This window comes from Quyinboa sediminis (assembly GCF_042219855.1).
GTDB lineage: Bacteria > Bacteroidota > Bacteroidia > Bacteroidales > UBA5342 > JBHJHP01.
In genome coordinates, this window is record NZ_JBHJHP010000005.1 from 95,253 (window position 1) to 111,897 (window position 16,645).

Genomic DNA, 16,645 nt, shown 5'->3' on the forward strand with positions numbered 1-16,645 from the left:
CAGTTTAACGGGTAGATTTAATCAGCCACAAATATGCATCCTCCAGCAGCGGTGTTTCATTTACTGCCCCTTCATAAGGCTGCTCTGCAGACAGACACCTGACCCTGATATTTTTTCCTTCTCTCATGTGATGTACCACAATAAGGTCCCTCGTCACTTCCTCGAATTTCTCTACCGGCACACTAAACCGCCAGACTTTACCCTCTGCCTCATCGGCCATGGCCCTCGGTGTTCCTTTGTACACCACGTTACCTCTGTTGATTACGGCCATATAGTTACAGGAACTTGAAATGTCCTCTATTATATGCGTAGAGAAAATAACCACCCGCTCACGGCTTAGCTCAACCAGAAGGTTACGGAAGCGGATTCTTTCCCTCGGATCGAGTCCGGCAGTTGGTTCATCCACAACCAGTATCCGTGGTAAATGCAATAATATCTGTGCAATACCGATACGCTGTTTCATACCACCGGAAAATGACCCGATATGCTTGTCCTTGTTTTCAACCATATGTACAGCTTCAAGCACGTACATGATGCGTTCTTTTCGTAAGGTTCTGTCCGTAATTCCCTTTAATATAGCCTGATAATCCAGATAAGCGTAAGCCGACATATTTTCATACATGCCAAACTCCTGTGGAAGATAACCAATCAAGCCCTGCAGTTCTTCCCGGTTATATTCTGTATCATGTCCGTTAATCCATATTTTACCGTAACTCTGATCCAGAATTCCGCAGATGTTCCGCATCATGGTTGATTTTCCTGCACCATTCGGTCCAAGCAGACCAAACATTCCTGTTGTAATTTCCAGGCTCACACCTTTAAGCGCTTTAAATGGTTCCTTCTGGTATCCGATACCCGGAATTTTTAACACCAGTTTTACGTACCAACGGAACAGCTTCGGATAGTTATCGGGTTTTCTTCGCCCTGATAAGAGAGATGGCGAGATAGCCATAGCAGCAATAACCAGGTACCATAAGGCCGAAATAATTATTACCATCGCCAGGTTATGCCAGCGCATATAGAACAGAACGCCGTAAATAGCCGGTATTCCAAAAAAGAGAATGGTTTTCAGTTTATTCAAAAATCTGTACGCTTTGACCTGTGCACGGATAAAGACGCCCATCAGGCCAAGGAACATGATATAAATAATGACCGCAACAATAAAGGAATAGATATCTTCAGTCATGTGAAACCACCCCAGGTATATGAGGAAACCGAAAAGTGGAAGCTGCCAGATGAGTCCCTGCCAAAGCTCCCGCCTGCTCTTGCTGTCGTCAACTTCCACACCTGACATGGCCATCGACGAACTCCATTCACGGCCAAACAGAGATGGCCGGCCGTATATTTTTACCAGGTTCTGAATGGTAATAATGATTGGCTCATTATCACCAATAAGTTTTGTACTTGCCCGTTTCAAACTGCTCAGTACAAAGTATACCATGGCCGGAATGGCGGTGATGACTAAAAATCCCACAATTAACTGCCAGGTGAATGTGTTGATTTCCATAATGGTAAGGACCAGTCCGGCTACTACCAACACTCCCATTGGTATAGATACACTCAGCTTCAGATTTTTAATCCATTTAACGGTATTCTCAAGTCCAAGATAAAGTGTCGGAATAAACACCAGGGTCATGATAGTGCTTACAGACAGACCACCAATTACTGTGATGGCAAAGGGAACACCGATAAGCGAAACATATTCTGCATCTCCCATAGCCAGAGGTATCATCGCCACAATGGTGGTTATGGCCGTAATCAGAATCGGCCTTACCCTGGACAAGCCTGCTGTAATCAGTGCACGTGAAGTCCTGTTACCCTGTTTTCGCAGGATATTGGTAAAGTCTATAAGTATAATTCCGTTATTGACAACAATACCCAAAAGAATAAGGAAACCGGTCAGTGTATTTGCATTATACAACGAGTTACCCGAAAGGATTAGAAACAGGAATGAACCGATAGCTGCCAGCGGAACAGAGAACAGAAGTACAATCGGAGTTATGAAGGATTCAAAAACGGCAGCCAGTATCATGTAAATCAACAGAAAGGCTATCCCGAATAAGGTATAAAACTCATTCAGATCGGATTCCTCATGCACCATTTCAACTGCAATTCCCTGCGGAATATTATAGGCTTCAACTACCTGTTCTACCTCCATCTGAGCCGCTTCAAGCAGCGCTTTTGACTCGTAAATCTCGTTATTAAACTGGTATATCACCTCAAGATGCTTGGTCTGATTCAAGCGTGTTATCTCGCGAATGCCTCTATCGGTATATACATTGGCAAAAGCCCCAAGCTCATGACCGGTACCATTTGGATCTGATGAACTGGACACCTGCAATTCCCTGAGATCCTCGAAGGTCTTATCCACGTTTGTATCAGCCGTATCGGTATCATAGGTAATCATGATCTCATACTCTTCGTTTCCCTGCTTAAAATTCACATTTGAAGATACCTGCCGGCTGAATGCGTTCAGTTCTGTAGACACATCCTGCAACGAAAGATTATAATCCGACATGAGGTGACGATCGAAATTTATCCGGGCTTCCGGCTGGTTTTCACGGGCTGTCTCCCAGGCTCGACTTACATTATCCAGTTCTTCAAGATAATACTCAAGGTCGTCAGCGATGGTGATCATCAGGTCAAAATCCTGCCCCTTAATCACGATATAATCCTGCTCCTCGCCTATTCCCATCATTCTCAGAAATCCCGTATTACCCCTGTTTCCGGAACCTCTTCCCGAACTTCCACCTCCGGTACCAAGGCCACCGGATGATGCCGTACCGGAAATACTTATATCGGCGGGTTCCATCTCGCCAATCTTACGCTGAATGGCTTCAGAAAGATCAGCAAAGGACAGATCGTTTATTTTTTCAAATTTATCTTTCAGTTTCAGTGTTAAAATGGCATCCTCTTCCTGAATACTGGATATCACATCCTGTATTTCTTCCACATCTTTCAGTTTGTCCTCAATTTGTGTCACGAGTTTATCCGTTGCTTCCAGCGTTGAACCTGAAGGCATGGTCACAGAAACACGCAAATCGTTGGTTTGCACTTCCTGGCTCGTATTTATACTCACAAGATTGGCTCCCACGATGGTTACAAAAAAGATGACGACACCGGTTAAAATAGTAGCGACCGGATTTCTGAAGGCCATCTTCAAAAACAACAGATAAAACCTGACCGAACGGTTGCGGATAGAGACTGACTTGAAAGAGTTAATTTTACCTGCCTGCTGTTTTTTTATAACGACATGCACGGCCATAGGAATCAGCAACATCGATACAATTAAGGATACGATAAGTGTGCTGATAATGGATACCCCGATATGTTTACCAAATAATTCAATCAGATAATTTGACGAAAACAGAAAGGGTAAAAACACCGTGATTGTGGTTAAGGTAGCAGCCACAATGGACCGCCAGACCTCACGCGTTCCCTTTATGACCGAATCGGCGGGACTGTAACCGGCCGATCGGAGCCGGTAAATATTTTCGAGTACAACAATACTGTTATCCAGCAACATACCAACAGCAAGCGCAAGACCGACAAGGGTCAGACTGTTGATGGTTAAATCGTATGCATAGAAAAAATTGAAGGCAGAATATACCGATACAGGAATAGCCAGCGCAACAATAGTGACCAGGCTTATATTTCTTAGAAAAACCCATAAAATAAAGATGGCAAGCAGACCTCCGGTAAGGGCGAGATTAATGATCTGGTCGATATTATTTTCCATCACTTCAGCCAGATTCTGCTGAACAACAACCTCCACATCCAGGTAAGCATATTTTTCATTCTGCTCTGCAATCACATTCTTAACCGCGTGTGACACATCGATGATATTTGCCTGGGCATCATTCAATACAACAATGCTCACAGCGTCTTTCCCATTTACACGGCTTATGCTCGTTTCATCCTTTTCACCATAAAACACCGTTGCCACATCCTTTAGACGGATATTATCCTGGATCACCAGATCCTCAATATCAGAGACTTTCTGATACTCCCCTTCCACATATACAAAGAAGCGTTTACCCCTTTCCGTTATTTTTCCTGCATAACTTCTGTCCTGCAGACTGGCGGATAACATCCTTCGAACCGAAGCGGGGGTGATATGATGGGCTTCGCACGCTTCACGGTTCAGAATAACCTCTACCGATTTCTCACGGCCTCCATAAATGGTAATGCCGGCAACACCGTCAATATTCTCCAGTTCGGGCCCGATTTTTTCATCCACCACATTGCGCAACCTGTCGGTTCCTCCGCCACCCCGTACCTGAAGTTCCATGAGAACGGTATTCATGCTCTGCATCTGATCATCGGCCTTGGCCACATTCAGCTGGAATTCATTCGGCAGTGATCCCCTGACACTGTTTATGCGTTCTTCAAGCTTGAGATACGCATATTTAAAGTCCACATCATCCTGGTAGGTAATATGTATCGATCCGCTTCTGGTTCCTGCAGTAGACTCTATTTCATCTATTCCCTCCAGACTGCCGATTACCCCTTCAAGAGGGATTACCGCTTTTTCCTCCATATACTCAGGACTCACTTCAAGCGAAGAAGAAATCTGAACATATACATCCGGAAGCTCTGCACTCGGGAAAAGCTCTATCTTCAGTTGTTTATAGGAGATTACACCCAGCATTGTTACTGCCAGGAAAAGCATTGATATCAGTACCTTCCTGTTGACCACAAACCGCATTACTTATTCTCCTTTTTTAATCCTAACCTGATTAGTCCTGTTTCAATCACATAGTAAAAACACGGGATAACAACCAATGTCAGTAACGTGGATGTTATCAAACCTCCAATTACAGCCCATGCCATGGGTGACCTCAATGAAGCACTTTCACCGAATCCGAAAGTCAGAGGCAAAAGTGCCAGAATGGTAGTCAGTGTTGTCATTAATATCGGGCGTATCCTTCGTTGTCCTGCTTCTACTATTGCATCCTTAAGCTTATATCCTTCGCGTTGCAGTTGCAGTATGGCATCCACCAGGATAATGGAGTCGTTCACCGCAATACCGGCCAGCATAATAATACCGATGTAAGCCATAATGTTTAAGGCAGCACCCTGAATAAAGAAAATTCCGACCGCTCCTACAACTGCCAGAGGAACCGTTAAAATAATGGTAAACGGATGCACAAGGCTTTCAAACTGAGAAGCCAGCACCATATAAACCAGAATAAGGGAAAGAATTAAAGCAAAGGTCAGGTTGTCCATCGACTCCTTACGTTGTGCTTCCTCTCCTGTTATCTGATATCTGTATTCATTAGGGAACGCTATTTCACTTAACTGCTGTGTAATCTCAGTAGAGACTTTATCCAGCGGAATATCTCCGACGATATCAGCTGTGATTTTAACAATACGGTTCTGGTTGTTATGCAATATCTCGCGTGGTGCTGAAGCTGTTTTAATGGTAGCTACATCCCTTATAGGAATCTCTACTTCTCCGGCTGTAACCCTTAAATCAGAAAGTTGTGACAGCGATGTGCGGTCCATCTTAATGGTTATATCGCTGAGCTCTCCGGAGATATCCATCTGCCCTGCTGATGTTCCTTCAAGCCGCTGTGTAATTACATTGACAACATCAGACACACTGACATTCAGCAGTCCTGCCCTGTAACGGTCAATCACCACCTCCACCTCAGGCGCACCTCCCTCAACAGAGGATGCCAGGTTAGCCAGGTTCTGATTCTGCTTCAGTAAATTCATAACCTGAACAGATAAATCTTCAAGTTCATCCTGATCTTCACCGGATATCTCAACCACAACGGGCTGACTTTCATTTCCGAGTATGGATTGCAATGCCGTCTGTTCCTGTCGTGTTACAACATCAATGTCGTCAGATGAAGGATAATACTTGTTGATTTGCTCCATAAATACATGCGCCGGTATCGTACTGTCCGGTTCAAGCACTACCTTTATGGTCGCCATATTCTGATCTTCAAAATCACCGTTCTCTTCCGATGTCAGCCCGGATGAAGGTCCGGTCTGGCTGTAAATCATATACAGATCATCACCGGTAATATCCCGGATCACCCGTTCAACCGACTGCACAGCACCGTAAGTTCGTTCAAGCTGGGTGCCTTCCGGCATTTTAATATCCACATAAAAATCCCTCGATTCGGTTTGTGGCATAAACTCACTTCCCAGATCCCTCATCATCCAGTATCCTCCTCCCATAATTAAGAAAGCAAGCAGAATGATTAATCCTCTGTGATTCAGAAAACCGGTTAGCATTTCGCCATACCACGTTAGTTTTACCGATCTGTTGGATGCTTTAACAATGGTTTTTTTCTTTTTGTACATCCAGTAATAAAACATCGGTATCATAAAGATGGCTGCAACCAAAGAACACAAAAGAGAATAGGTAACAGTCAGTGCCTGATCCTTGAATAATTCTCCGGATGCCCCATGCAGATAAACAATAGGAAGAAATACGACTATAGTTGTGAGTGTTGATGCAATGATGGCTCCACCAACCTGTGATGTACCATTAATTGCTGCATCTTTGGTATTTTCTCCACTCTCATGCAACCTGAAAATATTTTCGATGACCACAATGGCGTTGTCAACCAGCATTCCGGCTCCAAGAGCCAAACCTCCCAGCGTCATGATGTTCATGGTAAGGTTATCGAAGTACATCAGTACAAATGTGGCAATTATGGATATCGGGATCGCAAAGGAAACAATAAGTGTAGGTCCTATTCTTCTCAGAAATAACAACAGAACGAAAACGGCCAGTATAATTCCGTAAATAGCACTGTCTCTAACTTCGTTGATTGCAGATGAAATAAAATCACCCTGATCCTGCACCACCTTCAGTGTATATCCGGGCAGTGCTTTCTGAAGGGTTTTGAGGGCTTCCTTAAGATCATCAACAGCCTGCACCGTATTGTACTTGGTTTCCTTATAAACCGATAATCCAAGGGCCTGAACACCATTTATGGTTACCAGGTTTTCACGGTCCTTGGGTTTATAGTAAACTTTAGCCACTTCCTTTAACAACACAGGTGTAGCCTGAACCGACTGTGTTGTTTGTTGTGTTGTTGCTGTCTCACTGGTTGGGCGGGCCATCTTAACAATCACATTCTCGAGATCGCTCAGACTGTTCAGTTCACTCATCCCTTTCACCACATAACGGCGTCCCATTTCAACAACTGATCCACCTGATACATTCTGGTTGAAGCTGTTTATCCTACTTACCAGTTCACTCGTGGTAATACCATAAGCTTTTAACAGATAATCGTTCGTTTCAATAACGACTTCCAGCTCTTCTCCTCCGTCAATCTCCACATCGGCAATACCTTCCAGTCGGATCAGCTCATTCCGGATATAGTTTTCTGCCACTTTCCTCAGATCATCCATATCCTGATCCATCTTACTCTGAAAGGCAATCAGCATCACCGGTTCAGCATTCGGATCGTACTGTGTGATATTCAGTTCATCCACCTCTTCGCTTTGTCCGATAACGGCCAGCGCCTTGGAGAGATCAAGGAACGCTTCGTCCATATCTTTTCCCCAGGAGTATTCCACTTCTACCCTCGCCTGACCAACCCTTGAAACGGATGACACATCAGTTACACCGGCCTGACGAATGGCTAACGCTTCCACACGGTCCACAAACATTTCTTCAATCTCCTCCGGCGGTCTCTCCCCGGATTTGATTTCCACAAATAAACGTGGATTATTAAGATCAGGGAACAAGTCGATGCCTAATCTCTGGAAGGAGATGTAGCCCAGTAACAATATTCCGGTTATCACCATGGTAACCGTTACCGGATAGTTGACAGAAAACCCTGTTATTTTTTTCAGCATTACACTTCGGTTTTAAAATTTACTCTACAATTTTCAGTTTCGATCTGTTGCGCAGGGTTTCATAGCCCCGGGTGATCAGCTTGTCGCCCACACTTAATCCTTCGGTCACTTCCACATAGTCGTTATTTTCAATTCCTGTTGTAATCCGTCGTTCTGCTGAATAGCCTGATTCAGCAATAAAAACAGACTGCACACGGCCTCTACCCCTGATTATGTCTTTGGGAATGACGATCGTATTTTCGCTTCTTTTAGCAACCAGGTCAGCCTTCACAAACATTCCGGGCAGCAACAGACCTTTGCCGTTGTCGATGGTAATAAATGTTTTAAATGTTCTGGCGTCAGGATCAATAGCCGGTGCAATCTGGTTTATCACACCGTGTAAAGTATCGTCAGGCACATTATAATTTGTAATGTATACATTCATATTCTCCTTCACTTCAGGAAAATACTTTTCCGGCAGGTTGGCCTCAAGGTACAACTCTTTGTTATTGGTAATCCGGAGTACTTCTGTACCACTGGCCACCCTCGTGCCCGGTGTAAAATACGGCAGGTTTACAATGGTTCCGTCAAAAGGTGCAGTCACGGTCATTTTTGCGAGACTCAACTGCGCATTCTCCATTTCATATTCTGTATTTATTTCCTGAATTTCAGCATCTTTTAATTCGCGCATCGTCACACCACCTTTTTCGTAGAGGCTCTTCTGCTTTTCCAGTTCCTGTTTTGAGATCTCAAGGTCGAGTTGAATGGATTTTATACGGATACCGTTTTCATACTCCTTGTCCTCAATTTTAATGATATCCTCACCGGTTTTTACCTTATCACCCAGAGCATAAGGTTTACCTGTAGCAGGATTTTTCTGAAGGCGGTATCTGCCTGCAATTTCCGTATTCAGGGTAGCATCTTTTAAGGCATAAACTGAACCGGTGGTATTGATGAATGACTCAATCGTTGAGGGTACAATTTCCTTTACTGACACAGGAACTTCCAGTTCTGCAGAATAACTCTGAACAGAGCGTTTACAGTTTGTCAGCAAAAGCAAGGCAAAAGCGAATAATGTAAGTTTAAAAATTGCTGATTTCATGGTTCTATTTTTTTTCGTTATTTACTATTTCCGGTATTACAGGTTCATTTTTCTCAAAATCATATAAGGTCTGAATTTTCAGATTCAGCAGTTCCAGATTGTAGGCAATGATGGCATTGGTCAGAGAGTTTTTCTGACCCGTTAACTGATTCTGAAACAGGCGCAGATCCATACTGGTCAGATCTCCGTTTTTGTAGCGTTCCAGGTTAATATCGTAGGTTAACTGTGCATTCTTAAGGCTCTGTCTGGCAATTTCCACCTGGTTATAAAGATTCGTCAGGCTCCGGATAATTTCCCGTACACCCAAAACTATTTCTGATTGTTGAAACTCCATATTCATATTGCTATTTTCCAAAGCCAGCTGAGCTGCTTCTATCGTTGCTTTTCTGTATCCCCAGTCAAACAGTGGAATATCGAAACTTAAACCAACATTTGGTTGGATACTCGTATTTTTACTATTCCACATTGAGCTAAAGTTCTCACCACTGTTATACACTCCCAGCTGCGCATTAAGACTACCGGAAAATTCATTGGTTGCCTTTGCCTGAATTAAAGAAAATGTCGAATTCTGTATTTCTATCTCACGCTGACGTAGCTCCATCCGGTTTTTCAGGGCCAACTCAACTGCCTTTTTGGGATCTACTTCAACTTTATTCACAGTAATGTCGGTAATAACCATGATATCCTTGTCAATATCATCACCTATCTGATAAAGAAAGTTGTCTTTTGTATTCTGTAGCTGAACCTGCTGATTATAAAGATCCGATTTTGATGTGGCAACGTTCAGTTCTGCCTGATAGAGTTCTTCAAGAGCGGAAAGACCTCCATCCACCTTATTTTTTATTATCTCATAACTTTCTTCGTTATTCTTCAATTCTTCCTGTGCTATCAGGAGGCTTTGCTGTTGCTGATAAACATTATAAAAAAGCTGACGAACCTGCTTCTCAAGATTTAGCTTGGTTATAGCATATTGAATAGCCGAGTTTTCATAGCTTAACTTAAGCTCTTCATACTGCATTTTCAAAGTGTTGTATGTAAAAAGCGGCTGACTAAATGAGAGACTTAAATTATTGGAATAGTTATTCTTATCCTGCCAGCTACCATCCTCAGTAAGGTTATTCTTGTTATACCCGTAAGCTAACCTGTTCGATAATGTTAATCGTCCTCCGGTAGCAACAAGCGGTTGCATAATGTTCAGGTTCATGTTCGATCCTATATCCTGATTGTCGTAATACGTATTGTAATTAGCATTGTACGAATTGGCATACGATATACTCAGGGGTGTTGTATTTAATGAAAACTGTGATTTCTGACTTGCTTCCTGCGCCTTTAGTCTTTGAAGGCTTCGGTTCATGGAGTTTTCCACCTGCCTGATGTCAGGACTGTTTTGCATGGCAACATCTAACGTCTGTTCTATGGTTAACATCTCCTGAGCACTCAGGAGCGATACCATACATAATGTGATTGTGAATAGTGATAAGCGTTTCATATTTTAATTTCGTTTTACCCATTTTACTGCATCGGCAAATACCCTGCGGGCATCTGTTTTATTTGTCAGTACAATTTTTGCTGTACCTTCCGGGAAAAAGAATGATCCCAGTTTATTCCATCCGTTTTCGGTGCTGTTGTTCATCTGAAATTCCACTTCTTCCTTATCCTGTCCGGCATACACAAAGTACTGGTACTCTTTTCCTGCTTCCTCAAATTGCGGACCTCCGCCACCACCCGGACCACCGCCCCGTCTTCCACGCCCTCGTCCAAGCATGGCATCACGCGGTATATAAACATATACATCATATACACCATCTGAAGGCAAGTCCTTTTGCCAGGTTACCGTTCGTTCACCGTTTCCTTCGTGTGTATAATAAGCAGATTTTATGATGGAGCCATTAAAGGCGGTATGTGCTATGCTTCGCCATACGTGCGGGATACGCCAGGGATCAATGGATCCGTATTTCGGTTCCTCCTCATTTTTCAGTTTATCAAAATACTGTTTGATCCGGGTATCCGTGTTTTGCTGCTCCATAGAAAAACCGGAATCCTCGTTATCCACCACGAATTCATTATCGTTATACAGCGAAACAGGATCAGAAACCGTATGCGCATATTCTTCTGGAATAATTTTGTAATTCGTTTCGGGCGACCGCATAAACTCGTTATAGGATGCCGGTATATTTTGTGATAATACAGTGTTGACCATCATTAACCGCGGCATATCAAATAACATAATCTGTATTTCCTTGGTTTCATCAGGTTTAAAAAGGTATATCCGTTCCTCACTCTGATCTCCGCCACCGCCGAAACCTCCGCCACCCATCCTGAAGTCAATATCCAGAATTCCATCCACCGCAGAGATGTTGGTCACCTTGAATTTAACCAGGTAGACCGGTCCAATATCATCCCTTGTCTCAATATAAAAGGTTTTACCAAATTCAAATGCAGGAATGTCTCCTTTATCTCCCAGCTGCGCCAGAAAAGGCGATATATCTTCTCCGAATTTCCGCTGAAATGCCGCTTTTAATGAATCGGTTTCAATAATGTTGAACCTGTTGTCCATAAGAAAATCATACAGAAAATTGTCAAACCCGGTTATACCGGCACTGTATTTTAATCCGTCCAGTAAAAACGAACCTTTCTGTCGGATGACAACCGGTATAATGCTTTTCTTATCCGGATCGGCTATGATTTCAGAAACAGATTTGTTTTGCAGTAATAGATTTGCTTCTTCTTCCTCTCCCATTCCACCACGCATGGCACCACGAAAATCAAAGTTATCGGATGATCGCAGGTAACTTTCAAGTATGGTTCCCATTAAAGGATACTCTTTTGAATCCACGCCTTCAACAAGACTGAAATAGTATGGGAAGAAGGAGAAAGGGTTCAAAGTGTACTGAACGCCATTGTAAGAAACCGGGCTGTTACTGAACCGTCGGTTTTCAGTGTTAATATCCAATCCTGCATTGGAAAAGAAAGTGCTTCCAATAAACCTTCTGAATACATTGACTTCAGCATCAACAGGTCGTACTGTCTGCCCCCTGTTCCGGAAACTTTCATATTTTTTAAACCTCCTGAAATCTGCCATCTGCATGCCGATACCCCGTTCCGGATAAAGAAAGATCTCAGGTTGCGTTGTTTCAAATGAATTATCCAAAAGTCGTTGGAAAAACATAAAATGAGCCGGCACCTCAACAAAATTTACGTTCTGATACGGAAAGTTATTAATGAAGTTGCTGTTGTCATATCTTGATTTTTCATTCTGAATGATATAACCGATGGTATCTTTTAAATTGGATAAATGATAGCTGAAAAAATCATCACCTGGTTTATAGAACAGGTTATAGTCAACAGAATCCACTGTGATTCCAATGCTGTCAAACTTACCAATTACAAGTGTTAGGCCTTTAGCCGGATATACGGGTTTAAAAGTGTAACCGTTTCCATCAGAACTCATCTCTCCCTGTGAAACAGGTTTCATTCGCTTGGATGTTTTTACATGGAGATTGTAATCTGAGAAGTAGCCTGTTCTCGTTTTCAGTGTGGTACTGTTAAAACCAACTCCGGGAATAGGATACCAGAATGTTTCAGGTGTAAGCAAAACGAATTCACTGCCAACATATGAAAACTTATTATCCAGTTTTACCGGCCCCACATTGCGGTTTTTAAGAAACTCCTCCTCCGGAATATCGAGATAACAAAATGCATCGTCCACTGAACCGGAATAGCTGAAGTTGTACTGAACCGTATCATTAAGCCTCCCGTTATCCACAGGCAACTTTATAATTTGTTTTTCACGCACATACTGTACCGGTTCCCCTGAACGGCCTGTAATACTTTTTAGTTTCAATCCGGGATTTAAAGAAAAGATCAGTGTATCATTATTTTTTATTTCCGGCATTAAACCTTTAATCTGTGCATTTACTGAGATGGAATTTCCTTTATGCTGCAGGTCGATATCATTTGAAGTTATATTCAGATAGCTGCTCTTAGCATACCTGTTGTTAAGCGCAAGATATGCCGTTCGTTCTTTAAAAACGGAAGACGAATTCACAAGATACCATCCGCCTGCTGCACCCCCAATACCAAGCAGAATCAGGAAAAGAACAAAATAGAACGATTTTCCATACACACGGTTCGGAAGCCTGTTAAAACTTGTTATGGTTGCAGCAATAAAGGCCATACCCAAAACAAAATAAAACAGACGATGTGCCAGAAGCATAGGCCAGTCTGCAAATCCTGTTATACCCGAAAAGGTCATCGGGGTATAAAACGCCATGTAATCGAATATACTGTAAAATTTATTTTCGAAATAGAACAGGGTCAGTGCGACATAGCCAATCAGAATTAAAAAAGTTACGGACTGGTTTTTGATAAGAATCATCAAAACATATGCAAAACCCAATATAAAAACAAGGGTAGGAAGTGTGATGACCAGCGGATAGTAGAGATATGCCAACCAGTCAACAGGAGTATCCGGAATAATAAGATTATAAACCAGTGTGATGACCAGGAAAAACACGGTCATTCCGAAAAAAACAGAAAGTGTTCCCCATGTTTTCCCGATAACGTATTCATTATTTGAAATAGACCGCGTATAAATGACCTCCGCCGTATCCATTTTTTTATCCCGCTTAAGAAAATCTGATGCAAGAAAAATAGCGATAACGGCCTGTGCCACATTAAGCAGAAGGATATTGATTAAAGGTAAATTTGCCGGTACTGCCCTGAAATCCCACTGAGCAGCTGCCGGAATAATAAAGAATGCCAGGTCGAGAAAAACGATAACCAGTAATGCTATAATAAAGAATATCCTGAAAAACCAGCTTCGAAGCAAAGTCTTCCGTTCGTAATGTGCTACATTTAATATATTAGGTATAGAAATCACAGCGACCAGTTGTTTAATTTGTACTCCATAAAATAGACATAGGCATGTTCCAGGTTTGGATATACCGGTTGAGGATCATAAGCCTCCACATTGTCACCAACCAACTGCAGCTCCCAGCCTGAACCGGAAGGAATTGTTGAGATCACCGGGTATTTTACTTTTAATTCATCGTACTGCTCCTGGGTAGCTTCTATTTGCCACACATGTCCTTTCGTCATTTCTATCAGCTGCTCCGGAGAACCGGTAAAAGCCAGTTCACCTTTATTTAATAGTGCCATCTGGTTACATGTACTTGAAATATCACCAACAATATGTGTTGATAATATAATAATGGTATCGCCCTGTCCGATATTGGATAAAAGATTTCGAAACCTGATCCGTTCTTCCGGATCCAAACCAGTGGTCGGTTCATCCACAATAATTATTTTGGGTTCACCGATCAGGGCCTGGGCAATTCCCAAACGCCTTTTCATACCCCCGGATAATTTGTTGGCCATACGATTCCTGAATTCATATAAACCTACACTACCCAGCATTTCGTCAACCCTTGCCATTCTTTCTTTCCGGCTTCTCATGCCTGCCAGACGGGCTGAATAGTCCAGAAATTCCCAGGTTTTCATCTTGGCGAAAAACCGGAAATCCTGTGGCAGATAACCCAGCATTTCACGTACTTCCTTGCGCTGTTTGACAAGATCTTTCCCGTTTAGCAGCACCTCACCCTCTGACGGATTCATTAAGGTAACCAGAATACGCATCAGCGTTGATTTACCTGCTCCGTTGGGTCCTAAAAGTCCAAACATACCTTCACTGATGGTAAGATTGACACCCTTAAGTGCTTCGTATCCTCCGGGATATACTTTTTTCAGATTGTTTATTTTGATTTCCACAAAAGCTTTCTCAATTTTCATTTAGACATCATCCAATTTAGGTTTATTCCAGCAAGTTTAAAAAATTTAAAATTTTAACAGATTTAACATAAATATATGCAACTATGTCCTCTTATAATTTATACACTTACTCTCTTTACGTATTTTTCATATATTTGGTAAGCCTTATCATATCAGGGCTCCGTAACTAATTTTTAATCAGTTTAAATACATATTTATATATATCTAATTATTTATATTAATGATTTTTTTAGTTAATTAAAATTGCAGTACCTTAGCGCTTTGTTTCAGAAAATATTTGAAATAAGTTTAAATAACAGCGGAATTTTTTAAAACAATTTAACAGTATTACATCGTATGTTTAAACCTGTAATTACAGTCATATTAACAGTAGTTGCCTTGCTGGTTTTACTCAACCTGATTCAAAGCAATGAATATTACAACCTGAAGCTCGAAAAGCTGAAACAGGAATATGCCATTAAGCCGGTCTCCTCCATTGATCACAGTAAATTACCTGAACTCAACCGGGAGTTTAAAACGCCCCAGGAGGTCACAGAGGCCTGTAACAGTTGCCATACAGAACGTCATAAAGAGGTGATGAATTCGTCGCACTGGAACTGGGAGCGTATATCGTATGTTGAAGGCAGAGGAATTACAGCTACAGGTAAACGGAATGTACTGAACAACTTCTGTATCGGATCACAAACCAATCAGCAGGCATGTGCCAAGTGTCATATCGGATTTGGGATGTCTGACGATCATTTTGATTTTAACAATGCAAGAAATGTGGATTGCATGGTATGTCACGACAACAGCGAGGACTATCACAAAGGTGCTGCCCTTGCCGGATATCCTGACCGGACCGTAAATCTTAAGGAAGTGGCACAAAGCGTCGGCAATCCAAAGAAAATGAACTGCGGCAGCTGTCATTTCTACAGTGGCGGCGGAAACAACGTTAAACATGGTGATCTGGAAGAGGCGCTATTGGCCTGTACCCGGGATGTTGATGTACACATGGCAGCCAATGGCATGGATATGAATTGCGTAGCCTGTCATACCGCAAAAAACCACCAGATTCGTGGTCGGTTATATTCTGTTTCATCAACCAATACACAACGGGCAACCTGTGAACAGTGCCATACGTCCACCCCGCATTTTGATGACCTGTTGAACCGTCACAATGCGAAGGTAGCCTGCCAGACCTGTCATATTCCTGAATACGCCAAAGTTAACGCCACAAAAATGGCATGGCACTGGTCCTCAGCAGGTAAATTAAAAGATGGTGAGCCTTATTCGGAAGAAGATTCACTGGGGAATCACACCTACCTGTCCATTAAAGGAGATTTTAAATGGGAACGGAACGTAAAACCCGATTATATGTGGTTTAACGGAACGGCCGATCATTATGTACTTGGTGATACCATTAAATCCATTCCCGTTCAGATGAATACGCTGTTCGGATCACACGATGACCCGGATTCCAAAATTGTACCGGTTAAGATTCACAAGGGAGATCAGATTTACGATAAAAAATACAAAATGTTAATTCAACCAAAACTTTACGGCCCTGAAAAAGGTGACAGTGCGTTCTGGATGGATTTTAACTGGGATGAAGCCGCAAGAGCCGGTATGGAAGGTGTAGGATTACCGTATAGCGGAGACTATGGATTTGTCAATACGGAAATGTACTGGCCTATAAATCATATGGTAGCGCCAAAAGAGGAAGCCCTTTCCTGTTCAGAATGTCATACCCGCGACAATAACGGACGTCTGGCAAAACTGAATGACTTTTATCTGCCGGGCAGGGATTATAACAAACCACTTGAATCAGGTGCGCACTTCCTTTTGGGTGCCGCATTACTGGGTGTTTTAATTCATGCTCTGATCCGGATAATTGTGGCTATCCGCAAAAACAGATATAAAACAGAGAACATAAATTACGAAGAAGATAACCAATAAAATTTAAGA

At 42.4% G+C, this 16,645-nt stretch carries 7 protein-coding genes; 1 reads left to right on the top strand and 6 read right to left on the bottom strand.

The window, feature by feature from the left end; all coding sequences use genetic code 11:
* Positions 1 to 4: 4 nt before the first annotated feature.
* From ACE1EF_RS13030 to ACE1EF_RS13055, 6 genes are read right to left on the bottom strand one after another with little or no spacing between them, the layout of a single operon-like run.
* The gene (locus tag ACE1EF_RS13030) at positions 5 to 4,708 is read right to left on the bottom strand and encodes an efflux RND transporter permease subunit (protein WP_375721113.1); all 4,704 of its coding nucleotides are present in this window, start codon (positions 4,706 to 4,708) and stop codon (positions 5 to 7) included.
* Positions 4,708 to 7,827: an efflux RND transporter permease subunit gene (locus ACE1EF_RS13035; protein WP_375721114.1), complete on the bottom strand. Its 3,120-nt coding sequence runs from the start codon at positions 7,825 to 7,827 to the stop codon at positions 4,708 to 4,710. The genes ACE1EF_RS13030 and ACE1EF_RS13035 overlap by 1 nt, the downstream gene beginning before the upstream one ends.
* A gap of 19 nt (positions 7,828 to 7,846) precedes the next feature.
* Positions 7,847 to 8,908: an efflux RND transporter periplasmic adaptor subunit gene (locus tag ACE1EF_RS13040; RefSeq protein ID WP_375721115.1), complete on the bottom strand. Its 1,062-nt coding sequence runs from the start codon at positions 8,906 to 8,908 to the stop codon at positions 7,847 to 7,849.
* 4 nt (positions 8,909 to 8,912) lie between these two features.
* Positions 8,913 to 10,397 (bottom strand): TolC family protein, encoded by a 1,485-nt coding sequence (locus tag ACE1EF_RS13045; RefSeq protein ID WP_375721116.1) that lies wholly within the window; start codon positions 10,395 to 10,397, stop codon positions 8,913 to 8,915.
* 3 nt (positions 10,398 to 10,400) lie between these two features.
* On the bottom strand, positions 10,401 to 13,790 hold the full coding sequence (locus ACE1EF_RS13050; protein ID WP_375721117.1) for a hypothetical protein: 3,390 nt from the start codon (positions 13,788 to 13,790) through the stop codon (positions 10,401 to 10,403).
* Positions 13,787 to 14,698 (bottom strand): ABC transporter ATP-binding protein, encoded by a 912-nt coding sequence (locus ACE1EF_RS13055; protein WP_375721118.1) that lies wholly within the window; start codon positions 14,696 to 14,698, stop codon positions 13,787 to 13,789. The genes ACE1EF_RS13050 and ACE1EF_RS13055 overlap by 4 nt, the downstream gene beginning before the upstream one ends.
* Positions 14,699 to 15,034: 336 nt before the next feature.
* Here ACE1EF_RS13055 and ACE1EF_RS13060 point away from each other — a divergent pair, with 336 nt between their 5' ends.
* Positions 15,035 to 16,636 (top strand): tetrathionate reductase family octaheme c-type cytochrome, encoded by a 1,602-nt coding sequence (locus ACE1EF_RS13060; protein ID WP_375721119.1) that lies wholly within the window; start codon positions 15,035 to 15,037, stop codon positions 16,634 to 16,636.
* Positions 16,637 to 16,645: the final 9 nt, after the last annotated feature.

Coding starts and splice junctions, on each gene's coding strand:
- ACE1EF_RS13060 (WP_375721119.1), top strand. CDS start 15,035: ATGTTTAAACCTGTAATTACAGTCATATTAACAGTAGTTGCCTTGCTG.
- ACE1EF_RS13035 (WP_375721114.1), bottom strand. CDS start 7,827: ATGCTGAAAAAAATAACAGGGTTTTCTGTCAACTATCCGGTAACGGTT.
- ACE1EF_RS13030 (WP_375721113.1), bottom strand. CDS start 4,708: ATGCGGTTTGTGGTCAACAGGAAGGTACTGATATCAATGCTTTTCCTG.
- ACE1EF_RS13040 (WP_375721115.1), bottom strand. CDS start 8,908: ATGAAATCAGCAATTTTTAAACTTACATTATTCGCTTTTGCCTTGCTT.
- ACE1EF_RS13055 (WP_375721118.1), bottom strand. CDS start 14,698: ATGAAAATTGAGAAAGCTTTTGTGGAAATCAAAATAAACAATCTGAAA.
- ACE1EF_RS13045 (WP_375721116.1), bottom strand. CDS start 10,397: ATGAAACGCTTATCACTATTCACAATCACATTATGTATGGTATCGCTC.